We start from the raw sequence: 22843 nt of genomic DNA on the forward strand, positions 1-22843 counted from the left end.
GGACAGATCAATATGGCAAAACTCTCTTTCTCATTTGCAGCGATTCTTGGCCTGCTGACGGCCATCGGGCCATTGTGCTCTGATTTTTATCTTCCGGCGCTGCCGGAGATCGCCACGCATCTGAATACCTCCACCACGCTAACCCAGCTTTCGCTGACTTCGGCGCTGATTGGCCTGGGACTTGGGCAGCTCTTTTTCGGCCCGTTGAGCGATCGCATGGGACGAAAAATGCCGCTCCTGATTTCGCTGCTGCTGTTTGTGGTGGCTTCTGTGCTATGTGCCACCACGCAAAATATCTACGCGCTGATTGGCTGGCGGTTCGTCCAGGGCGTTGCCGGGGCGGGTGGCTCGGTTCTGGCACGCTCTATCGCCCGCGATAATTATCACGGCACGATGCTGACGCAGTTCTTCGCCCTGCTGATGACGGTTAACGGCATTGCGCCGGTGGTTTCTCCGGTGCTGGGCGGTTATATCTCATCACACTTCGACTGGCGGATGCTGTTCTGGGTGATGGCCGGTGCGGGTCTGGCGCTGTTGGTCGCCAGCCAGTTGTTTATCCGTGAATCACTCAGCGAAAAATCCAGCGCGGGAACATTGCTGGGCACGGCTAAAACGGTACTCAAAAATCGCCGTTTTATGCGCTTCTGCCTGATTCAGGCCTTTATGCTGGCGGGACTTTTTTCCTATATCGGTGCCTCATCGTTTGTGTTGCAAAACGAATATGGCCTGAGCGCCATGCAATTTAGTCTGTTGTTCGGCGTAAACGGTATCGGGCTGATTATTTCCGCACTGATCTTTTCTCGTCTGGCCCGCCGCCATCCCTCGGAAGGATTGATGCAAATAGGTCTGGTGCTGGCCGTTGCCGCGGGCGCATTAACGCTGCTCTTCGCCTGGATGCACCTCTCAGCGCTTGCGCTGATCGCGCTATTTTTCACCGTCGCGTTTAACAGTGGGATCAGCACCATTGCGGGTTCAGAGGCCATGAGCGCGGTCGAGGCGCGCGAGTCAGGTACGGCGTCGGCCATTCTGGGAATGCTGATGTTTTTGTTCGGCGGGATTGCGGCACCACTTGCCGGGATTGGGGGAGAAACTATGCTGAAAATGAGTTTCGCCGTGGTCGTCAGCTATAGCATTGCACTGGTAATCGGTACTCATACGCGCGAATGAGCAAATTCATACTTTCGGCTTGAGTCGGAACGGTGAATGTAACTATATATTTCAGGTGAAACATGTGACTCAATACCGGAGGTTTCAATGAAATCTGCACACCTTTTTTGCCTGATTGTTTGCCTGCTGTTCGCCGCGTTCGTTCATGCCCAGGAAGAAGAAAGCCCGGCAAAGGACGCGCAGATTAAGCAGCAGGTGCTAAAAGACATCAAGAAAACCTGCACGCCGCAGCGAAAACAGAGTGATAAAGAGTGGCAGGCGATGATTTTGTCATCCGAGGCAAATCAGCTGCTGGTGAAAAACGCCATCACGGCGGTGAAGCGCGACAATCTGGATGGCTACTGGGCGGCGATCGGGCAGATTGATTGTATGGAAGATTATTGAGGGTTGGGCACGTGCTTCTCGCCGGGTGGCGCTGCGCTTACCCGGCCTACACACCATTTTTAACGCTTACGCATATCAGGAATAATTAAATCACCGCGTAAGACGTACGACCCGAGCATCTGTGTTTTCTCGTTCAGCCAGGCCACAATTCTCGCTGCCATCGCATCCATCGAATACTCAATAGCCGGGATCACCGGGATACCCGGCAGATGCAGCGAACCGGCAAGGCTGAAGACCATAATGTCGTCCGGTACGGATTTATTAAACGCCTGCAACTGCGGAATAACGCGCTGGGCTTCCTGTTCATCAGCCACCAGCAGTGCGTTAAAGTTCAGCGTGGTGGCGTTATTGAGCAGCTCCTGGAGTGCAACGGAAGAAGACGTTGCCTCCATAAAGACCAGATTACGGTTAAAGGGCAGGAAATTTTTCTCCAGCGCGTGCTTATAGCCCAGCAGCACCTGGTCGGCAAAACCGCTACCCTGTGGCTGGATCAGCGCAATCTGGCGGCGCCCCTGGCTGGTGAGGTAGTTACAGGCGGTTTCGGCGGCGAAGGCATGATCAAACTGAATGCTGTTGGCGTTATCAGCTTCCATGCAGTCGACCAGAATGACGTTTTCCATCTCGATATCCAGCGGGAAACGCGCGCCGATCACCAGGATGTCATCACATAATCCGCAGGAGAGCTCTTCAAGGGCGTGCATCACTTCCGCTTTGGTATGCGCAAAACGCAACAGCAGGTGTTTTTGATGCTGACTGAGGTGTTTTTCCAGCGCGTAAAGATATCCGGTAGTCTGGTTAATATTTTCCTGCGCGCAAATCACGCCAATACAGCCCGTGGACTGGCTCAGCAGCGACTGGGCAATCACATTAGGCCGGTAGTTCAGCTCATCCACCGCTTTCAATACGGCCAGACGGCTGGCTTCCTTTACGCCACGCGACCCACTCAACACCCGTGATACCGTGGCTTTGGACACCCCGGCCAGACGTGATACATCGTTGATTGTAGACATCTCTCTCCCCTGACAGGCAACCACCCGCACCTGTAAATTCCATAACCGCTACGGCTCACATTATAGCCAGAATGGAGTATATCCGTTTCCGTTTTTCATGGAAACCGATTTTCCGTTTCCACTCAAAATGAGGTCTTAATCGCCAAATTCTGTGACACAGATCGTGGTAACAAGCCCCATAAGCAACGCTTCTTGATGGCTGTCACATTTCTTTCTTTTATAAATGGAAACCGGTTTCCGTATGATGTCCAATCATCCCCGCAATAACTTTTTACATTTAGAGGATGGTTGTCGATGTTCAAGATTATGCTGTGCTGCTCTGCCGGGATGTCCACCAGCCTGCTGGTCAGCAAAATGGTCGATGTCGCGAAAGAACGTGGTTTGCCGGTCAAGATTGATGCGTACGGTGTTTCCGAATTTGATACGCAGTTTCCGCAATACCAGGTTGTACTTCTCGGACCGCAAGTGAAATACATGTTACAGACACTCTCAGACAAGGCGGCTACGCAAGGTATTCCGGTACAAGCCATCGACATGATGGACTACGGGATGCAACGTGGCGATAAAGTACTGGACTATGCACTGTCGCTCATCGAAGCGGCACACTAAAAGGTGTTCACATGAGTTCGTTATATCAATCAATGGTCGCGGTTATTGAGCAATCTATTACCCCGCTGGCGGCAAAGCTCGGACAGCAGAAGTATGTGATTGCGATCCGCGACGGCTTTACCGCCGCCCTGCCGTTTATGATCATCGGCTCGTTTATGCTGGTGTTCATCTTCCCGCCGTTCTCAGCGGACACCACCAACAGCTTCGCCCGCGGCTGGCTGGATTTCTCCCAGACCTATCGCGAACAGCTGATGCTGCCGTTTAACCTCAGCATGGGTGTGATGACTTTCTTCATTTCGGTGGGGATTGGTGCGAGCCTGGGGCGTCAGTTTAACCTCGACCCGGTGATGTCTGGCCTGCTGGCCTTTATGGCGTTTCTGCTGGTTGCCGCGCCCTATGCCGACGGCAAAATCTCTACCCAGTATCTGTCTGGTCAGGGGATTTTCACTGCGCTTATCACCGCGATTTACTCTACCCGCGTGTATGCCTGGCTGAAACAGAACAACGTGACCATTCGCCTGCCGAAAGAAGTGCCAACCGGCGTGGCGCGTTCGTTTGAGATTCTGATCCCGGTGATGGTGGTGATCGGCACGCTGCACCCGCTGAACCTGTTTATTGAAGCGCAAACCGGGATGATTATTCCGCAGGCGATTATGCACCTGCTGGAGCCCCTGGTCTCTGCGTCTGACTCCCTGCCAGCCATTCTGCTTTCTGTGCTGCTGTGCCAGATCTTCTGGTTCGCGGGCATCCACGGCTCGCTGATTGTCACCGGCATCATGAACCCGTTCTGGATGGCAAACCTGTCGGCAAACCAGGCGGCACTGGCTGCTGGCGCGGCGCTGCCACACGTTTACCTGCAAGGTTTCTGGGATCACTACCTGCTGATTGGTGGTGTGGGCTCGACTCTGCCGCTGGCGTTCCTGCTGCTGCGTAGCCGCGTAACGCACTTGCGCACCATTGGCAAAATGGGCGTTGTGCCAAGCTTCTTTAACATCAACGAACCGATCCTGTTCGGTGCGCCAATCATCATGAACCCGATGCTGTTCATCCCGTTCGTGTGTGTTCCGCTGGTCAACGCCTGCCTGGCGTACGCCGCGACTAAACTGGGTTGGCTGGCGCAGGTTGTGTCGTTAACACCGTGGACCACCCCTGCGCCAATTGGTGCCTCATGGGCGGCGAACTGGGCGTTAAGTCCGGTGGTGATGTGCGTCGTCTGTATGGTGATGTCCGCGCTGATGTATTTACCGTTCCTGCGTGCTTATGAGCGCTCACTGCTCAAAAACGAAGAGCAGAAAGCTCAGGCCACGGTCGGTGCCGCTGAAACAGCAAGCAATTAAGTCAAAGAGGAAGCGTCATGAAATATTCATTTCCCGAGCATTTCTGGTGGGGCAGCGCAAGTTCCGCTCTCCAGACCGAAGGGACAAGAGAGGGTCAAACCACATGGGATTACTGGTTTGCCCGCGAGCCAAACCGTTTTCACAATGGCGTGGGGCCGCAGCAGACTTCCACGTTCTATCAGCACTGGAAAACGGACATTCAGCTGTTAAAGCAGCTGAACCACAACAGCTTTCGGACCTCGATTAGCTGGGCGCGCCTGATCCCCGACGGTATCGGTGAAGTGAACCCACAGGCAGTCGATTTTTATAATCAGGTCATTGATGAGCTGATTGAACAGGGCATTACGCCGTTTATCACCCTGTTCCATTTCGACATGCCGATGGCAATGCAGGAGATCGGTGGCTGGGAAAACCGTGACGTAGTGGAAGCCTATGCCCGTTACGCGCAAATTTGCTTCGAGCTGTTTGGCGATCGCGTGCTGCACTGGTTTACCTTCAACGAACCGATCGTCCCGGTCGAGGGCGGTTATCTGTACGACTTCCACTATCCAAACGTGGTGGATTTCCGTCGTGCGGCGACGGTGGCGTACCACACTGTGCTGGCTCATGCACTGGCCGTTCGCGCTTACCGCGCCGGTCATTACGCGGGTGAAATTGGCATTGTATTGAACCTGACGCCATCGTACCCGCGTTCACAAAACCCGGCCGATGTGAAGGCGGCGCACATTGCAGACCTGATGTTTAACCGCAGCTTCCTCGACCCGGTGTTGCGCGGCGAGTACCCGGCCGACCTGGTGACTCTGCTGAAGTCCTACGATCAGCTTCCAGCCTGTAAACCGGAAGACAGTGCGTTGATTGCAGAAGGGAAAATCGACCTGCTAGGCGTTAACTATTATCAGCCGCGTCGCGTGAAGTGCCGTGACAGCGCGGTGAATCCACAGGCACCCTTTATGCCGGAGTGGTTCTTTGATAACTACGAAATGCCAGGCCGCAAGATGAACCCTTATCGTGGCTGGGAAATCTATGAACCCGGTATTTACGATATTCTGGTTAATCTTCGCGACAATTACGGCAACCCACGCTGCTTTATTTCTGAAAACGGTATGGGTGTCGAAAATGAAAAACGCTTTATTGAAAATGGCCAAATAAACGATCAATACCGCATTGATTTTATTTCCGGACATTTAACCTGGCTGCATAAAGGTATTAGCGAAGGGTGTAATTGTCTTGGTTACCATATGTGGACATTTATTGATAACTGGTCATGGTGTAATGCCTATAAAAATCGCTATGGGTTTATCCAGCTCGATTTAGATACGCAGCAACGCACCGTTAAAAAGAGCGGTGAGTGGTTTGCCGCTACCTCGTTAAACAATAGTTTCGATAAATAGAGAAAGAGATGATGGTTGCCTTAGAAGAAGCGGTAATGGAAATCATCGTCAATGCTGGTCAGTCGCGCAGCCTGTGCTTTGAAGCACTGCACGCTGCGCGTCAGGGCAACCTTGACGAAGCAAAAAACCTGCTGCGCGAAGCCGATGGCTACGCGCGTCAGGCGCACAAGATGCAAACCAAACTGATCGAGCAGGATGCGGGTGAAGCCCGTCAGCCGATGACGTTAATTATGGTGCACGCCCAGGATCATTTAATGAATTCCCTGCTGGCGCGTGAATTATCCGAAGAAATTATTCATTTATATCAGAGATAGCTTATGGCGAAATAACGTTAATGTAATACCTCTGTACCTGAAAATATAAATCACTCTGTTTCTGATGATAGCGACATATTCTGTCTAATCGGAATGGGATGGTTATTGTCTGAATAAAATGTAAATTAATAGAGATGACAATGAAAAATATTAAAAAACTTCCATTAACAATGGCGGTTATCGCCGCGCTTTGCCCAATTTCTGTCCTCGCACAAGAATTCACGCAGGAGCAAATCGACGCCATTGTGGCCAAAGCGGTGGATAAAGCCCTGGCAGACCGTCAGGCTAAAATGGATGCAGCGGTGGCGAAAAAAGTCGACGTGGTGACCGAGCCGCAAAGCGCGGCGCAATCCCCGGATATGGCTATCCCGTTCGGCATCAAATTTACCGGCTACGCCCGCTACGGTGCGCACTTCCAGGCCGCCGATCAGAAATACGTGGCAGTGGATGGCTCCTACAACGGCGCATCCGCGATTGGTCGTCTGGGGAACGAAGGTAACGGCGGTGAATTCCAGCTTTCCAAAGCCTTCAAGGGTGAAAACGGCGCCATCTGGGACATCAACGTGATGATCGACCACTGGGGCGATGAAGTTAACCTGAAAAAAGCCTACGCGGGCGTGACCAACATTATGGCCTCCAACCCGAACGCCTATTTCTGGGCCGGCCGTGACTTCCACCAGCGTCCGCAGCAGGGCATCAACGATTACTTCTGGATGAACCACGACGGCCAGGGCGCCGGGGTGAAGAACTTCGACATCGGCGGCGTCCAGTTTGACGTCGCGACCGTGGCGGCAGTGGAGTCCTGTAGCCCGGAAGTGATGGAAGATGAGGCTAACCCATCGCGCATCACCTGTACCGGCGGTTCCGGCACGGGCGACAAAGGCAACTACGCCGCGACCTCAAAAATCCACGGCATGAAACTCGGCCCAATCGATCTGGAGCTGTATGCCAACTATGGCTTTGACTCCAAAGCCGTTGAGAGCGACGAGCGTCTTAACGCCTGGCAGGGCGGTGTAGTGCTGAGCCACACCAACGACAGCGGCGTGAACAAGGTGATTGCCCGTTACTCGGATAACTCGGACAACAGCGTATTTAACAAAACCGAGGATCTGACCACGGTGTACGCCAGCTTCGAAGGTCTGCACAAATTCACCCCGCAGACCCAGGTGGAGTACATCCTCGCCTTCCACGACTACGACAATAGCCGCGACAAGAGCGATAACCGCAAAAACTACAACGCCATTATTCGCCCGATGCACTGGTGGAACGATGTTCACTCCACCTGGCTGGAAGCGGGCTGGCAGCACGTTGATTACGACAACGGCGGCGATAACAAAGGCTGGAAGCTGACCCTGTCGCAGAACATGTCTATCGCCATGGGGCCTGAGTTCCGCCCGATGCTGCGTTTCTACGTGACCGGCGGCAAAGTGGATAACGAACACACCGCACGCGTGAACGGCACGGATGACACCACGCTCGACGATTTCAACGTCGGCGCGATGTGGGAAGCGTGGTTCTAAGGTAAACGCAAAACGGCAACGCAAGTTGCCGTTTCGAGTGTTTTCCCCCTCTCCCTGTGGGAGAGGGCCGGGGTGAGGGCATCAGGCCGCATCACACCCGACAAGACCCATGTTATGCTAGTCAAAAATCGACAATGCAGGGGAGTACATGGGTTCCACACGTAAAGGGATGCTAAACGTCCTGATCGCCGCCGTTTTATGGGGAAGTTCAGGGGTTTGTGCGCAATACATCATGGAGAAAAGCCATATTTCTTCGCCTTATCTGACCATGGTTCGCCTGCTGTTTACCGGTGTTATCCTGCTCACGCTCTCCTTCGTTCACGGCGACAAGATTTTCTCGGTCATCAAAAATCGCAAAGATGCCATCAGCCTGCTGATTTTCTCGCTGGTTGGCGCGCTCACCGTGCAGCTCACCTTCCTGCTGACGATTGAAAAATCCAACGCCGCCACCGCCACCGTGCTGCAATTCCTGTCGCCCACCATCATCGTGGCGTGGTTTGCGCTGGCGCGGAAAAAGCGCCCGGGGATTTTTGTGTTGTCCGCGATTATGACGTCACTGATCGGCACGTTTCTGCTGGTGACCCATGGCGATCCCACCTCGCTCTCTATTTCGCCTGCGGCTCTGTTCTTCGGAATCGCTTCGGCCTTTGCCGCCGCGTTCTACACCACGTATCCGTCGACGCTGATTGCCCGCTACGGCACGCTGCCGATTGTCGGCTGGAGCATGTTGATTGCAGGGTTAATGCTGACCCCGTTCTACGCCGGGCGCGGAACCACATTCGTGATCGACGGCAGCCTGTTGCTGGCGTTCTTCTATCTGGTGGTGATTGGCACAGCGCTGACGTTCAGCCTGTATCTGAAAGGTGCACAGATGATTGGCGGGCCGAAGGCGAGCATTCTCAGCTGCGCCGAGCCGCTGAGCAGCGCGTTGCTGTCTGTCATCTTGCTGGGCGTGGCATTCACCCTGCCAGACTGGCTGGGCACGCTGTTGATTGTCTCGTCGGTGGTGCTGATTTCAATGGACTCGCGCAGACGCGTTCAGACATCAGCCTGACCTGATACCCTCTCCCACGGGAGAGGGTTAAAAGCACGTTCACCGCTGCCCTAAACGCTTCGCGATCCTTTCCAGTTTCAGCATCAGCAGCAAGGTTATAGCCACCAGCACAATGGTCAGCGCCGCGCCGTCGGCAATATTCCCGCGATCGGTCAGACTAAAAATCGCGACCGGAAGCGTCGTCCAGCCAGGCGGATAGATCATCATCGTCGCACCCAGTTCGCCCATCGACAGCGACAAACTCAGCGCCAGCGCGGAGACCATCCACGGCATCAGCAGTGGTAAGGTCACGTGACGCAGGCGATACCACGGCGTAGCGCCCAGGCTCGAGGCCACGTTTTCGATATCCGCCGACACGCGAGCCAGCCCGGTCGAGACGTTACTAAAGGTGAAAGCCGAGATCAGAACAAAGTGTGCCGCCAGCACAATCCACAGCGTACCATTCATCTGCAACGGTCCCTGGCTGAACGCCACCAAGATCCCCAGCCCCACCGATACCGACGGGATCGCACTCGGCAGGTAAAAGACCATACTCAACCACTTTTGTGTTTTCATACCGTACTGGCGTAACGCCAGCGCCGCCCACACGCCGCACAACAGAGCGAACAGGCTGGCGCAAAAACCGATGACCAGGCTCGCCGACAGAGCATTCCAGGATGCGCCGCGCAGCGCGTTCACAAAATGGATCAACGTGAACCCGCTCGGCAGGATGCCGTTCCATTGCTGGCTCAGGCTGGACATTAAAATCACTGCCAGCGGCAGGAAGAAGAAGACGGTAAATAGCGTGGTCGCCAGCGCACCGGCTACAACACGCCCTTTACGAGACCAGATCAGCATCGTTAATTCCTTACGCCAGTACGCGATGCCGCCAGGCGATAGAGCGCGAACAGCCCCAGCGACAACACAATATTAATCAGGGCAATCATGCACGCCACGCTGTAATCCGATTCAAGGATCGCTTTGCTATAGACCATCATCGGCAAGGTATTCACCCCTTTCGCACCAATAAACAGCACGATGCCAAACTCATTGGTGGTTAACAGCAGGCACAGGCTGCCGCCCGCCATCAGCGCAGGGAGCGCCGCAGGGAAAATCACCTGTGCAATAACGCGCGCCGGATGGGCACCGAGAATGCTGGCTGCTTCCAGCTGACTGGTATCGATCTGCCGCAGGGCGGCCATCAGCGGGCGCATCACCAGCGGCGTGAAGACGGTGATCTCCGCCAGAATCACCCCCTGCATGGAATAGAGAAAATCGACGGGCGGAAGGTCAAAATCAAACAGGCTCATCAACGTGCCGTTGAGCAGCCCGGCGGAACCGTAAACAAAGGTGAACGCCAGCGTGATCAGAAAGGTTGGCAGGGCGATAAAGGTATCCACTACCCGGCCAATCAGGCCGCTGCCCGGAAAGGGGATAAACACCAGGATCAGGGACATCACGCTGCCCAGAATCAGGCACCCGGCAGTTGCAGACAACGCAATCTGCAGAGTATTCAGCAGCGCGCTGGCAAAACGTTTTGACTCCACCACCTGCCAGAAGGTCTCCAGCCCGATATGCCCACTGGTGTTGCGCAGCGCCTGCTCGGCAATAAGCAGTAAGGGATAGAAAAAGAGCGTACCCAGTACCAATAACGGCAGCGCCAGCCACACCAACGGGCGTAGTGCAGGGGCGGTATTGTTCAGCGTCAGAGAGAGCGACATCATTACACCTCAATCAGAACCGCATCGTCAGGCTCAAACCACAGCGCCAGCGGATCACCCGCCTGCGGCAACGGGTTAACGTGGGTCATCACAATGCGTACCGATTCACCTGCGACATCGCACAGCAAGTGGGTTAAATCGCCTTGCCAGTGGACAGACTGTAGGGTGGCGTTCAGGCGGTTACTGCTGGACGAACGCGGCGTCAGGCTCATGTGCTGCGGGCGAATGCAGAGCAGTTTGTTATGTCCGTGCTTCACGCCCTGACTCCAGGCACGGATCACCGTTCCACCACAGCTCACGCCCACCAGCCCCGGCGCAGAAACATTGCCCAGCGCCGTCGCCTGAAGGATGTTCGCCCGCCCGAGGAACTCCGCTGCAAAGCGATTCGGCGGATGGTGATAGAGCGCGCGAGTTTCGCCGTGAGCAATCATCGACCCGTCCTTCATGATGCCGATCTTATCTGCCAGAGTAAGCGCCTCGGTCTGATCGTGCGTCACGTAGAGAATGGTCAGTTCAGGCAGCTCACGGTGTAAACGCGCAATCTCTTCCACCATGTTGTGGCGGATCTGCGCATCCAGCGCAGAAAGTGGTTCATCCAACAACAATACGCGCGGGCGTACGGCAATCGCACGGGCAATCGCCACGCGCTGCTGCTGCCCGCCGGAAAGCTGATGGGGGTAGCGCGTCGCGTAGTCGCTCATCCCGACAATTTTTAACGCCTCGGTCACGCGATCGTTAATCAGGGCTTTCGGCTGCTTTTGCGCTCGCAATCCGAAAGCAACGTTGTCCTCAACCTTCAGATGCGGGAACAACGCGTAGTTCTGCACCACCATCGCCAGCCCGCGCTTGTAGGGCGGCAGATGGGTGACATCCGTATCACCAATCAGAATGCGCCCGCCCGCAGGCTGGACAAAACCCGCCACAGCACGTAGCACTGTCGTTTTGCCGGAGCCTGACGGACCAATCAGCGCCAGCACTTCACCCGGCTCGATGGTTAATGAGAGCGGCTTGAGCACCACATTTCCGTGGTACGCCACGCGCAGCGAGTCGAGGACAATCCCCGATGACCCCGCCAGCGGCGGGGCGTGAAGGGTAGATGTTTTCATCAGCATCAGGCTTACTCGCTGTCGGTCACTTTATGCCAGCGGGAAATATCGGCGGAGAGCGATGTGGCGACCTCATCCCAGTTCGGTTCCCAGCTTTTCACGCCGTTCAGCGCAGCGGTTGCAGCCTTGTAGTGGTCATCCGTCGGCGTCACGTCGCTGCGAACCGGCATTCCCCAGGAGAGCGCGCTCACAGCCGTTTGTGCCTCTTTACTCAGCAGGAAGTTAATCAGTTTTTTACCGTTTTCGCTTTCTGGCGCGCCCTGGACTAAACCAATCACGTACGGCAGTGCCAGCGCGCTGCGCTCACCCTGTGCGTTTGCTGGCCAGAAGATCTTCACGTTCGGGTTGCGTTCCATCTGCGCCAGATTCATTTGCAGATCGCCGTTCGCCACGTACAGCTCGCCTTTGTTGACCAGCGCGGTTAGCTTGCCGGTAGAGGCCGATGGCCCAACGTTGTTGGCCTGCAGTTTGCCAAGATAGTCAAAGCCTGCGTCTTTGCTGCCCATGCTGTGGAAGGCCTGTAGCATGACCGCCGTGCCGTCTGCCGCCTGGCCCGGCGTCGAGTATTGCAGCTTGTTTTTGAATTTGCCGTCGAGCAATTCCTGCCAGTTGGCCGGGGCCGCTTTCAGCACGCTGCCGTTGTAGATAAAGCTCAGGTAGTTCTTCACCAGCGGTGAATAGAAATCGGTCGAACCAGGAATGGCAGCAGCAGAGTCCGCTTTAAAGCTGGCCAGCAGTTTGTCGGCCGCTGCACGCTGAATGAACGGCGGTGCAGTAACCAGCACATCCGCCTGCGGATTCGTACGCTCTTTCGCCAGACGCTCTACCACCACGCCGCCACCACCTTCCACGTAACGCACGGTAATGCCGGTGGCTTTGGTAAAGGCATCGAACTGCGCCTGATACCAGCTGTTATCACCATCATGCAGACCGTCAATGGAGTAGACCGTGACAACGGAATCTGCCCACACCGGGGTGCTGGCGAGGGCAAAGGCAGAGATCAGAGCGAGTCGGGAGAGTTTCATCGTTAAAGCCTCATGGAGTCGTTTATGTTTTCTGGCCTATACCAGATTTGCTTTAAACGCTAAACGGCTAATGTGACAAAACGATGAAAGATTTATTTAGTGGGTATCAACTTCAATTCGCAGACTATCGTGACGCCAGTATTCGATATCGAAATCGAGCACGCGCCCGTGCTGGTCATAGTTGAGACGCTTCAGCAATAAGGCCGGACGCCCTTCCATCACTCCCAGAGCCTGCGCAGCCTGAGAAGGCATAGCCGTAGGGTAGAACGACAGATGCATGCTGGTATAGACAAGGTTGTACTCGGCTTCGTAGACCTCAGTCAGGCTGCCGTTGAGATCGTGGTGCAGCAGCTCCGGCACGCGGGCAGGCAGACAGTGGTTTTCGCTGTAGCAGATGGCGCGGCCATCGGCATAGCGTAGGCGCGTCAGCAGGTAAATCTGGTCAAAAGGCTGGAGCTGCAACGGCCCCATCACCTCCACCGGCACCGTGGTCAGTACGCCGTTAAGCAGCACCGTTTTCGGCTCGCGTCCCTGCTCGTGGCAGAGCTTATGGAAGTTCGTGTTCTGGGTGGGATCAAGCCACAAGCGTTCTGGCGTCACAAACCAGCCGCGGCGGTCGGCGCGGTAGATGGCGCCGCTGGCTTCCAGCTGCGACAGGCTTTCGCGAATGGTGATACGCGTGGTGTTGAAGATCGCGCACAGTTCACGCTCAGAAGGCAGCTTATCGCCACTTTTCAGCGCACCGCTCTGAATACGTGCCTGCAACTGCGCCTTGATTAACAGGTATTGTGGGATATCACCGGGTATTGATTTCATGCTCACTCGCCGTCGCGTTTTCCTGGCGACATTATACAGACGTTGATGAATTTTTTGTTGCAACACCCTTTTCCCGTTGACCGGTTGGCGGGATTATCGCCATCATAACGCCAAATCTGGTATAGACCAATAGGTGAAAAACATGACTTCGCGTAACTATCTGCTGCTGACCCCCGGCCCACTGACCACCTCCCGCAGCGTGAAAGAGGCAATGCTGTTCGACAGCTGCACCTGGGATGATGACTACAATCTCGGCGTGGTCGAGAAAATCCGTCAACAGCTCACCGCCCTCGCCACCCGAGCGGAGGGTTACACCTCTGTCCTGCTACAGGGCAGCGGCAGCTACGCGGTTGAAGCCGTGCTCGGCAGTGCCATCGGTGCAGACAATAAAGTGCTGATCGTCAGCAACGGTGCATACGGTGCGCGAATGGCAGAAATGGCGGATCTGATGGGTATCGCCCACCGCGTATACGACTGCGGTGAAGTCGCCCGCCCGGAGGTACAAACCCTGGAAGCGATCCTGAAAGAGGATACCGCCATCAGCCATATTGCGATGGTGCATTGCGAAACGACCACCGGGATCCTGAACCCGATTGCCGAAGTGGGCGTACTGGCGCGCCAGTATGCTAAAACCTATATCGTCGATGCCATGAGCAGCTTCGGCGGCATCCCGCTGGATGTGGCCGAACTCAACATTGATTTCCTGATCAGCTCCGCCAACAAGTGTATTCAGGGCGTGCCGGGGTTTGCTTTTGTGATTGCCCGCACCGCGAAGCTGGAAGCCTGTGCAGGCCATTCCCGCTCACTGTCGCTCGATCTCTACGCCCAGTGGCGCTGCATGGAGGACAATCACGGCAAATGGCGTTTTACCTCTCCGACGCATACGGTGCTGGCGTTTGCCCAGGCGCTGGCGGAGCTGGCCGAAGAAGGCGGCGTGGCGGCACGCTACCGACGCTACCTTCAGAATCAGCAAGCACTGGTTAGCGGGATGCGCGAGCTGGGCTTCAGGACTCTGCTGGACGATGTATTTCACTCCCCGATCATCACCGCATTTTACTCACCGGATGATGCGCAATACCGTTTCAAAGAGTTCTATTCGCGCCTGAAAGAACAAGGTTTTGTCATCTACCCGGGGAAAGTATCCCAAAGCGACTGCTTCCGTATCGGCAACATTGGCGAGGTGTACGAGCGCGATATCATCTCCCTGCTGAACGCCATCAAACACGCGATGTACTGGAAAAAATAAGGAGCCACCATGAAACGTATTAACGCCGTTATTCTCGACTGGGCGGGGACTACCGTCGACTTTGGCTCCTTCGCACCCACGCAGATTTTTGTGGAAGCGTTTCGTCGGGCATTTGATGTGGACGTTACGCTTGCCGAAGCGCGCGTCCCGATGGGGCTGGGAAAATGGCAACACATTGAGGCCTTAGGGAAATTACCTTCCGTGGATGCCCGCTGGCAGGCAAAATTTGGCCGTGCAATGACGGCAGGCGACATCGATAAAATCTACGCCACCTTTATGCCGCTGCAAATCGCCAAAGTTGTCGATTTTGCGGCACCTATTGACGGTGTTGTCGACACGATCGCTACTCTGCGCGCTCAACAGATAAAGATTGGCTCCTGCTCGGGCTACCCGCGTGCCGTGATGGAAAAGCTGATGCCAGCCGCAGCCGCGCAGGGTTATGCACCTGACTGCTGGGTCGCCACTGACGATCTTGCACCTGGCGGTCGCCCTGGGCCGTGGATGGCGCTGCAAAATGTTATCACCCTGGGTATCGACGATGTGGCGCACTGCGTCAAGGTAGACGATGCGGCTCCGGGGATTGAAGAAGGCATTCATGCCGGGATGTGGAGCGTGGGGCTGGCGGTTTCCGGCAACGAGTTTGGTGCAACCTGGGAAGAGTATCAATCGATGTCGCCGCAAGAGATCGCCACCCGCCGTGAGGGGGCAGCCGCGAAGCTGTATGCCGCAGGGGCGCACTACGTGGTGGATTCACTGGCAGCGCTGCCGGAAGTCATTGCCGATATCAACGCTCGCCTGGCAAAGGGCGAACGTCCGTAATCTTTTCCCCCTTTTCCCCTGTGCGGGAGAAGGGGGACATTTTAACTATTTCGCCTTAACTTTCCCTGCCACCAGCAGCGCCGTCAGTAGCATCAGCGTGCCGGAAATCACCAGCGGCGACGTCAACCCGATATGGTCAAGCGCAATGCCGCCACCGCCGCGCCACAAGTATTCGCCAGCTGAATCACCGCTACCTGAATCGACCCGGCTTTTTCGGCCTGATCGGCCAGAGAGCGGGTGATCCACGTTGACCAGCCCACCGGTACCAGCGCAAAGGCAAAGCCCCAGATAATCGCAATCGCCGACGCGACCCATTTATCGCTACCCCACAGCACCAGCACCGCCGCGCTTATCGCCAGCACCAGCGGAGCACCCGCCAGCGCCACTTTCAGGGAGCGTTTCAGAAACTGTGACGACAGAGACGTGCCGATAAAGCTGGCAATGCCGAAGCTCAACAGCACCAGCGTCAGGCCATCCACATCAAAACCGGCCATGGTCATAAACACTGGGCGGATGTAGGTAAAGAAGGCAAACTGCCCGGCAAAGGCCATAAAGATGGCGCTCATCCCCGCCAGCACGCCCGGGCGTTTCAGCAGGCTGAACATATTCTGTTTGTGATGTGCCGCTTCACCCGGCAGGGACGGCAACGCTTTCCACACCCAGATAATGCACAGCAACCCCATGACAGCCGCTGCGTTAAACACATTTCGCCAGCCGATAATCCCGCCAAGGAAACTGCCCAGCGGCGCGGCGATCACCAGTGCGATAGACACGGCGCCAAAGATAACGGACAAGGCTTTTGGCACCGTGCGTGCGGGCACCAGGCGCATGGTGAGGGATGCCGACATCGCCCAGAATCCGCCCAGCCCTAATCCCAGACAGGCGCGCCCAAGCAGCAGCAGGGTAAAGTTATTGGCAAAAGAGACCAGCAGGCAGGAGAGCGTCAGCAGCACGCTGAAAAGGATAACCACTTTGCGACGGTCGATCGTGCCAATCACCTGGGTGATAAACAGGCTGGCGAACATCGCCACAAACGCGGTCACAGTAACAGACTGCCCCGCTACGCCTTCGGAAATACCCAGATCCTGTGCCATTGGCGTCAGCAGGCTGACCGGTAGAAACTCGACGGTAATCAGGCAGGCCACGCAGAATGCCACGGAGAAAACCGCCGACCAGTTCGGGCGTGAAACCTCTTTGGTCTGCGGTCTGGTCGTGGTCTGGATATGTTCGGTCATGGCGTCACCTGAAGATAAATGTGCGGAAAAGTCGCGCAGTTTATCATCAAAAGTGTGACGAATTTAACGTTTTGACAACTTTTGCAGCTTTTTTTGCCGGGCGGCGCTGCGCTTGCACCGGCCTACGGGGTTTGTAGGCCCGGTAAGCAAAGCGACACCGGGCAAAATTACCCGCGAGCCTTAAGGGCGGCACTGGCTAATCCGACGATCCACTCCTGGTGTCCGTTTATCATCGGGTTCGGCACGGTACGCGCTAATTCCTGCGCCGGAACGCCTTTCTGCGACTCCTGAGTCAGAATGCGTACGCGGTTGCCGGGCAGGTCTTCAAACAGCCACGCGTGGATCACGTCCAGACGCGAGTTCGCCTCGCCTTCCACCCAGCCGTGCCAGGCGATACGCGCCGCTTCACCGTCAACCGGCGGAACATATTCCGTCACCTGCGCTTCAACCGGGAAGCCAAAGGTGGTGAAGCGGAAACGGGCGTTGGCACTCAGTTCAGGGCCGCTGCCGTCGTGGAAACGAATATCCTCAGCGTTGCTGTAGTAGCCCGGCCACAGAGTCGTGTCGTTGAGCTGCGCCCAAATCTCTTTGGCGCTCAGCCCGGCAACGATGATTTCGTTAGATGCAAAGTTATCAGTGGTGCCTGGCAGATAGTCGTTCGGCCAGATAATCGCGGATTGTTTCATGGTTCACCTCGTCATGTTGTTGATGAGGTGATGTTGCGCTCACGGGTGGTATAAATCTAATGATGATGTTTTATACTCTTCATCACGGTTCGTGATATCAGTGCAGATAAAACACGCCCTCTTGCGGCAAGAAAAGCTGGTTATAACGCAGCTGGAAGGCATTAAGTTCCTGCGGATCTGGCTCCATCTCGCGCATAAAGCCAAGTGTAAGACGGATTTGCGCATCGGTGATCGGTGCCGCCAGGCGGGCTTTACGCAGCAGCCGATGCCAGGTGTGCAGGTTCTCTTCGCTGCCGTTGACGATACAGACCTGCCAGATCAGCAGCACCTGCGCCGCATTTTGCAGATGCGCTTCGTCGGGGCGCTCAAGGTAGCGGATAAACTCATTGCCGGGCGTTTTACCAAACTGATCGATCATCGATTCTACCGGCACCAGAGTGATACCCAGACGCTCGCTTAATCGTTTGATCGCGCGGCGGGAATCAGAGGTCAGGATCCGAAATCCGACCACGAACACCACCACGAGGGTTGCCAGCATTATCCAGACCATGCGTTCTCCTTAAATTAGCCGCTCATCATATCGGGAAACGCGCAGCGTCAACAGCAGGCAGCGCCATAATAGTGAACTGAAAAAAGGTGGAATAACCTCATGAAAGCGGATCTGCGCGCCCTGGATCTCAACCTGTTGAAAACGCTGGATGCCCTGCTGGATGAACGTAGCGTCACCCGCGCCGCAGCACGTCTTGCCCTTACGCAACCTGCGGTGAGTGGGATGCTGAACCGTCTGCGGGATTACTTCGACGACCCGTTATTTATCCGCGCCCCACACGGCATTGTGCCAACCACTCGCGCGGAAGCGCTGGCCGCCCCCATCAAGCGCATTCTTGCGGATATCGATGTGCTGTTGCAGCCTATCGCCTTTGATCCGCTCACCGCCAGACAGACCTTTACCCTCGCCGCCACGGATTACGCGCTGCGCGCGGTGATCGTACCGTTTATCGCCGCCCTGAAAGTGCAAGCCCCTCACATCCGCGTGCGCGTGGTGCCGGTAGAGCCAGATCGACTCGTCACCCAGCTTGAGCAGGGGAAAATCGACCTCGCCCTGCTGACGCCGCACACCACACCGGATGAGCTCCACAGCCGCGCGCTTTATGATGAACGGTACGTCTGCATGATGCGTGCCGATCACCCGGATGCAGGCAAACCGCTTTCACTTGAGCGCTTTTGTACTCTGGAGCATGTGCTGGTGTCTTACGAGGGCGAAAGCTTCCACGGTGTGACCGACGATGCGCTGGCAAAGGCCGGGCGCGAGCGACGCGTGGGATTATCGGTGAGCAGCTTTTTGGTGCTGCCGGAGGTGCTGGCCATCAGCGATATGATCGCCGTCGTACCACAGCGCATGGCCGAAAACCGGGTGGATATGTTTGTGTGTGACACGCCAGTTCCGGTGCAAGGGTTTACCAAAAGCATGGCCTGGCATGGACGCACGCACCGTAACCCGGCGCAGGTGTGGCTGAGGGAGTTGTTGCTGGAGACGAGCGGTCGGGCGTAAACCAACCACCCGTACCACATGGGAATACCCAGGATCATCCATATGTCTGAACGTTGAGGCGCGAGGCGGAAAGCCGCATATCAATGGTGTATTGTCGATGAAAATCATGCCCGCCGATCGCGAATATTCATGTCAGGGAAGGAGCGAATATGTCCATAACTATCAGCGTCCTGCTGGAAAATCGTCTTAGCTACAGCACTAAAAAATTACTGCACGCTAAAGCAGGGCTGAGCCTGTTTATACAGGATGAGAATGATTCCATTTTATTTGATACCGGGCCTGATGATAGTTTCCGCCATAACGCGGCGCTGATGGGGATCGATTTAACCAACCTGACCGCAGCCGTGCTTTCTCACGGCCACTATGACCACTGTGGTGGTGTTCCGTGGCTGCCTGAAAAATGTCGGATCGTATGTCACCCCCTCGTGACCAGCGAGCGCTACTCGGCAATAAGGTTTTCAGGGTATACCGCCAGAATAAAAAAATTGTCTCTGAATAATGACTATTCCCGTTATCACATGGAATACAGCAGCACTCCGCTTCGAATTGGAGAACGCTTTATGTGGTCAGGCGAGATCCCAGTAGCCAGGCCACACGCATATGGTGTTATCGGTGATAAAAATACGACAGTGGATTATGTAAAAGACGAAGGGGTTTTAATCTATAAATCTGACCGTGGGTTGGTCATTTTTATCGGCTGTGGGCATCGAGGGCTGAGTGATATTGTGCGTCACTGCCAGAGAATAACCGGCATTCATCATGTTCACGCTCTGTTCGGTGGTTTTCACCTGCGTAGCGCCTCACCCCGGAAGCTCTGGGCTATCAGGCAGTTTTTGCACGACCTGAAACCCGATAAAATAATGGGCTGCCATTGTACAGGGAAATGGGGCAATTTATGGTTGCCGGAAGCAATCACTCCATCCACAGGGGATGTTTATGTTCTTGGTTAGAACATAACTATGTGAATAAAAAAAGCCCGGCATCACACCGGGCAAAAAGTTACCTGCACACTCAGGCTGCTTTCAATTTCTGCTTCTGCGCGCGGTTTTCGCGGCGAATTTTACGTTCTTCCAGCACCGCGACCATCGCCATCAGGACGATACAGCCGATGGCTGCGGCATCCAGCGCGGCGAAGGTGCCAGCCCAGCCGGTGAGGCCGAAAATCGGTGTGCCGTCGGCGATCATCCCCAGACCGAGCTTGGCGAAGCTGTCACCAATCAGATACGCGAAGGTGCCCTTAATCCCATCGGCAGCGCCGATCGCTTTTTTCGGTACGAAGCCCACGGCGGCTACGCCGATCAGCAGCTGCGGGCCAAACACCAGGAAACCAAGCGCGAACAGCGAGGCGAGGTAAACGTACTGGTTGCTGGCATGTTGATAAACACCGAGGGTCGCAATGATCAGGGCCAGCGCCACGCAGGCCACCAGCGCACGACGTCCGTTGGCAAGGTCAGAAAGCCAGCCCCACAGCAGCGTGCCGACCAGCGCGCCCACTTCAAACAGGGTGAAGCCCTGGATCGCGACTTCTTTGGACAGCTTCAGCTCCTGGAAGGCATACACGGTAGACCACTGGTCGATGCCGATACGCACCACGTACAGGAAGATGTTCGAGAAACATAACAGCCAGATCACTTTGTTTTTCAGCACGTACTCAACAAAGATCTGCCATTTGGTCATCTCGTTTTCTTCGGTTTCTTTGTCCTCTTCGCTGATCTCCTCGCCAAACAGCTCCTCAGCTTTGCCCAGACCGTAAGATTCCGGGGAGTCGCTACCAAAGCGCAGGCCGATAAAACCAACGATCAGGGCGATAATCGACGGGAAGATAAACATACCGATCACGTGGCCGTCGAACAGATAGTTAGCACCGAACAGCGCCACGCCGGCCGCACCCGCACCACCGAGGTTGTGGGAGATGTTCCACATGCCAAGATACGACCCACGCTTACGGCGCGGCGTCCATTTGGTGATGGTGGAATAGCTGCAAGACCCGCCGGTACTCTGGAAGAAACCGCTCAGGGCGTAGAAGGCAATCATCAGGAACAAGCTGACCGAGCCCGCGCCCATGCTGGCGCTGAAGCCGAGCATACAGATGGCGGAGAGGATCAGCATAAACGGCAGGAACTGCTTGGTATTTTTGCCGTCGGCGTAATAGGAAACCAGCGTTTTACCCACGCCGTAGGTGATGGAGAAGCCCAGGCCAATCATCCCCAGCTGCGTCATGCTCAGCCCGTAGGTCGAGATCATGTCGTTCTGCGCGATGTTAAAGTTCTTGCGGATCAGGTACATGGTCAGGTAGCCAATAAAGACCACCAGGTAGGACTGCATGAAGGGTTTGAACCACATTTTACGCCGCACATCGAGCGGCAGATCCAGGGTCGGCTTACGTACCTGGTTTAAGAAGGCCAGCATGGTTTGCTCCTGAGCTGATTTTTATACCTGCGAATGGCAGGCATTGTAAAAATCAGTCGGGAGAGACGCCTGAGACAGCGTCCAGGTGAAACCGGGAAAATTTCCTAGTTTTGCCCCACTCGGGGCGAAAAGGTGAGGCGCATCACATCACACTGGTTTCGCGTGGGGCCTGAGCGTTTAAAAATGGCAGCAACAGCAGGGCAGAAATCCCCGCTGCGATAGCGATCACCGCAAAAAAACCGCTCCAGTGCCAGATGTCGATCACCCGCGCCAGCGGCCAGCCGGAAAGTGATGCCCCCAGATAAGCAAACAGCCCGACAAAGCCCGTCGCCGCGCCTGCCGCCTCTTTGTGCGAGCACTCCGCCGCGGCCATACCGATCAGCATCTGCGGGCCAAACACGAAGAAACCGGTGGTGAAGAAGCACGCGGCCTGCATCACGTAGCTGGCAAATGGCATCAGCCACAGCGAGCCCACCGAGAGCAAAATTCCGGCGGCGAAAATCAGGTTCATCGGGCCACGGTTGCCGTTAAACAGCTTGTCCGACCCCCAGCCCGCTACCAGCGCGCCAATAAACCCGCCCAGCTCGAACATGGTCACAGCCGAGTTAGCCGTCACCAGATCCACGCCAAGCGTCTCGGACATGTACAGATTGCCCCAGTCGTTGATCGCCGCACGCACCACGTAGACCAGCACGTAACACAGCGACAGCAGCCAGATGTAGGGGTTTTTCAGCACGTATTTGGTGAGGATCTCTTTGCGGGTCAGGCCCGCGCCTTCCTGCTGTTGGGCAATTTCCATTTCGTCGTGCCGCCAGTCGCCCACCGCAGGTAACCCCACGGTCTGCGGCCGGTCGCGCAAGCGCCAGCACAAGAACACCCCGGCAAGTATTGCCAGGCCGCCCGCAATCATCATTCCTGCCCGCCAGCCGTAGTGCAGTGCCGCGGCACCCACCACGATCGGGATCAGCGCGCCGCCAACGTTATGCGCGGTATTCCAGATTGCCCACCAGCCGCCACGTTCGTTGCGTGAATACCAGGTGGTGAGCAGGCGGGCACAGACCGGCGCGCCCCAGCCCTGGAAAAAGGCGTTCAGCGCCCACAGCAGCGCGAAGGCCCACAGCGAGGTGGAAAAACCAAACAGAATATTCACCACCCCGGTGGCAATCAGCCCGAAGCCCATAAAATAGCGGGCGTTAGAGTGGTCGCTGACGATACCGGAGAAGAACTTCGACAGGCCGTAGGTGATGTAAAACAGCGTCGCTAGCAGGCCGATATCGGTGCGTACCATCACGCCACTGGCCAGGATTTCGGGTGCGGCGGCGTTAAAACTTTTGCGGGTGAAGTAGAACAGCGCGTAGCCGAGCCAGATGGTTGCCAGGATATGGCGTCGCCAGTAGCGGTAGCGGGCGTCGATTTCCGCTTTATCGCTTATCGGGGCGGCGTTGGCAGGCGTTTTAAACATG

The 22843-nt window shown here is 55.8% G+C and carries 22 protein-coding genes and 1 pseudogene; 12 read left to right on the top strand and 11 right to left on the bottom strand.

Annotated elements, in window-relative coordinates; translation table 11 throughout:
- Positions 1 to 12 precede the first annotated feature (12 nt).
- Positions 13 to 1167: a multidrug effflux MFS transporter gene (locus F3J30_RS18685; RefSeq protein WP_166718180.1), complete on the top strand. Its 1155-nt coding sequence runs from the start codon at positions 13 to 15 to the stop codon at positions 1165 to 1167.
- Between the two features lie 87 nt (positions 1168 to 1254).
- Positions 1255 to 1551 carry a YicS family protein gene (locus F3J30_RS18690; RefSeq protein ID WP_014068301.1) on the top strand — a complete coding sequence of 99 codons (297 nt, stop codon included), beginning with the start codon at positions 1255 to 1257 and terminating at the stop codon, positions 1549 to 1551.
- A gap of 59 nt (positions 1552 to 1610) precedes the next feature.
- On the opposite strand, the gene F3J30_RS18695 is transcribed toward F3J30_RS18690, so the two are convergent.
- Entirely contained in the window at positions 1611 to 2561 is a 951-nt protein-coding gene (locus F3J30_RS18695) for a LacI family DNA-binding transcriptional regulator (RefSeq protein ID WP_166718181.1), read from the bottom strand.
- 294 nt (positions 2562 to 2855) lie between these two features.
- Between F3J30_RS18695 and F3J30_RS18700 the strand changes: the two genes are divergently transcribed.
- The 6 genes from F3J30_RS18700 (at position 2856) to F3J30_RS18725 (ending at position 8786) form a co-directional block, all read left to right on the top strand.
- Positions 2856 to 3170: a PTS sugar transporter subunit IIB gene (locus F3J30_RS18700; protein ID WP_014068299.1), complete on the top strand. Its 315-nt coding sequence runs from the start codon at positions 2856 to 2858 to the stop codon at positions 3168 to 3170.
- 11 nt (positions 3171 to 3181) lie between these two features.
- On the top strand, positions 3182 to 4507 hold the full coding sequence (locus F3J30_RS18705; protein WP_014068298.1) for a PTS cellobiose transporter subunit IIC: 1326 nt from the start codon (positions 3182 to 3184) through the stop codon (positions 4505 to 4507).
- A 17-nt stretch (positions 4508 to 4524) separates the two neighbouring features.
- Complete coding sequence (locus F3J30_RS18710) at positions 4525 to 5898, top strand: glycoside hydrolase family 1 protein (RefSeq protein ID WP_166718182.1); 1374 nt, start codon at positions 4525 to 4527, stop codon at positions 5896 to 5898.
- Between the two features lie 11 nt (positions 5899 to 5909).
- Positions 5910 to 6212: a PTS lactose/cellobiose transporter subunit IIA gene (locus F3J30_RS18715; RefSeq protein WP_014068296.1), complete on the top strand. Its 303-nt coding sequence runs from the start codon at positions 5910 to 5912 to the stop codon at positions 6210 to 6212.
- Between the two features lie 140 nt (positions 6213 to 6352).
- Complete coding sequence (locus F3J30_RS18720) at positions 6353 to 7732, top strand: carbohydrate porin (protein WP_166718183.1); 1380 nt, start codon at positions 6353 to 6355, stop codon at positions 7730 to 7732.
- A 148-nt stretch (positions 7733 to 7880) separates the two neighbouring features.
- On the top strand, positions 7881 to 8786 hold the full coding sequence (locus tag F3J30_RS18725; RefSeq protein ID WP_014068294.1) for a DMT family transporter: 906 nt from the start codon (positions 7881 to 7883) through the stop codon (positions 8784 to 8786).
- A gap of 39 nt (positions 8787 to 8825) precedes the next feature.
- Here the strand turns inward: F3J30_RS18725 and phnV are convergent, their stop codons facing one another.
- The 5 genes from phnV to phnR all read right to left on the bottom strand — a co-directional run bounded on the left by phnV (position 8826) and on the right by phnR (position 13433).
- Entirely contained in the window at positions 8826 to 9623 is a 798-nt protein-coding gene (phnV, locus tag F3J30_RS18730; protein WP_166718184.1) for a 2-aminoethylphosphonate ABC transport system, membrane component PhnV, read from the bottom strand.
- Between the two features lie 2 nt (positions 9624 to 9625).
- Positions 9626 to 10486, bottom strand: a complete 861-nt coding sequence (gene phnU, locus F3J30_RS18735; protein WP_166718237.1) for a 2-aminoethylphosphonate ABC transporter permease subunit — start codon at positions 10484 to 10486, stop codon at positions 9626 to 9628.
- A 2-nt stretch (positions 10487 to 10488) separates the two neighbouring features.
- Positions 10489 to 11598 (bottom strand): 2-aminoethylphosphonate ABC transport system ATP-binding subunit PhnT, encoded by a 1110-nt coding sequence (gene phnT, locus F3J30_RS18740; RefSeq protein WP_166718185.1) that lies wholly within the window; start codon positions 11596 to 11598, stop codon positions 10489 to 10491.
- A gap of 5 nt (positions 11599 to 11603) precedes the next feature.
- Positions 11604 to 12617, bottom strand: coding sequence for a 2-aminoethylphosphonate ABC transporter substrate-binding protein (phnS, locus tag F3J30_RS18745; protein WP_166718186.1), 1014 nt, complete (start codon positions 12615 to 12617; stop codon positions 11604 to 11606).
- A gap of 96 nt (positions 12618 to 12713) precedes the next feature.
- Positions 12714 to 13433, bottom strand: coding sequence for a phosphonate utilization transcriptional regulator PhnR (gene phnR, locus F3J30_RS18750; protein WP_014068289.1), 720 nt, complete (start codon positions 13431 to 13433; stop codon positions 12714 to 12716).
- Positions 13434 to 13575: 142 nt separating this feature from the next.
- On the opposite strand from phnR, the gene phnW reads away from it, so the two are divergent.
- Together phnW and phnX are read left to right on the top strand one after the other, a co-directional pair.
- Positions 13576 to 14679, top strand: a complete 1104-nt coding sequence (phnW, locus tag F3J30_RS18755; protein ID WP_166718187.1) for a 2-aminoethylphosphonate--pyruvate transaminase — start codon at positions 13576 to 13578, stop codon at positions 14677 to 14679.
- Between the two features lie 9 nt (positions 14680 to 14688).
- Complete coding sequence (gene phnX / locus F3J30_RS18760; protein WP_166718188.1) at positions 14689 to 15498, top strand: phosphonoacetaldehyde hydrolase; 810 nt, start codon at positions 14689 to 14691, stop codon at positions 15496 to 15498.
- A gap of 45 nt (positions 15499 to 15543) precedes the next feature.
- On the opposite strand, the pseudogene nepI reads toward phnX, so the two are convergent.
- The 3 genes and pseudogenes from nepI to F3J30_RS18775 form a co-directional block, all read right to left on the bottom strand.
- Positions 15544 to 16733: pseudogene (nepI, locus tag F3J30_RS18765) on the bottom strand (purine ribonucleoside efflux pump NepI).
- Positions 16734 to 16900: 167 nt separating this feature from the next.
- A complete protein-coding gene (locus F3J30_RS18770; RefSeq protein ID WP_166718189.1) occupies positions 16901 to 17419 on the bottom strand; it encodes an SRPBCC domain-containing protein in 519 nt (172 codons plus the stop codon).
- A 97-nt stretch (positions 17420 to 17516) separates the two neighbouring features.
- Positions 17517 to 17969: a DUF1198 domain-containing protein gene (locus F3J30_RS18775; protein ID WP_166718190.1), complete on the bottom strand. Its 453-nt coding sequence runs from the start codon at positions 17967 to 17969 to the stop codon at positions 17517 to 17519.
- 99 nt (positions 17970 to 18068) lie between these two features.
- Between F3J30_RS18775 and F3J30_RS18780 the strand changes: the two genes are divergently transcribed.
- Together F3J30_RS18780 and F3J30_RS18785 are read left to right on the top strand one after the other, a co-directional pair.
- Positions 18069 to 18971, top strand: a complete 903-nt coding sequence (locus F3J30_RS18780; protein ID WP_166718191.1) for a LysR family transcriptional regulator — start codon at positions 18069 to 18071, stop codon at positions 18969 to 18971.
- A gap of 149 nt (positions 18972 to 19120) precedes the next feature.
- On the top strand, positions 19121 to 19921 hold the full coding sequence (locus tag F3J30_RS18785) for an MBL fold metallo-hydrolase (RefSeq protein WP_166718192.1): 801 nt from the start codon (positions 19121 to 19123) through the stop codon (positions 19919 to 19921).
- A 61-nt stretch (positions 19922 to 19982) separates the two neighbouring features.
- Here F3J30_RS18785 and uhpT read toward each other — a convergent pair whose 3' ends face one another.
- Positions 19983 to 21380: a hexose-6-phosphate:phosphate antiporter gene (gene uhpT, locus F3J30_RS18790; protein ID WP_014068281.1), complete on the bottom strand. Its 1398-nt coding sequence runs from the start codon at positions 21378 to 21380 to the stop codon at positions 19983 to 19985.
- Between the two features lie 142 nt (positions 21381 to 21522).
- Positions 21523 to 22842 (bottom strand): MFS transporter, encoded by a 1320-nt coding sequence (locus tag F3J30_RS18795; protein WP_166718193.1) that lies wholly within the window; start codon positions 22840 to 22842, stop codon positions 21523 to 21525.
- Position 22843: the final 1 nt, after the last annotated feature.

This window comes from Enterobacter sp. Tr-810 (assembly GCF_011752765.1).
Taxonomy (GTDB): domain Bacteria; phylum Pseudomonadota; class Gammaproteobacteria; order Enterobacterales; family Enterobacteriaceae; genus Enterobacter; species Enterobacter soli.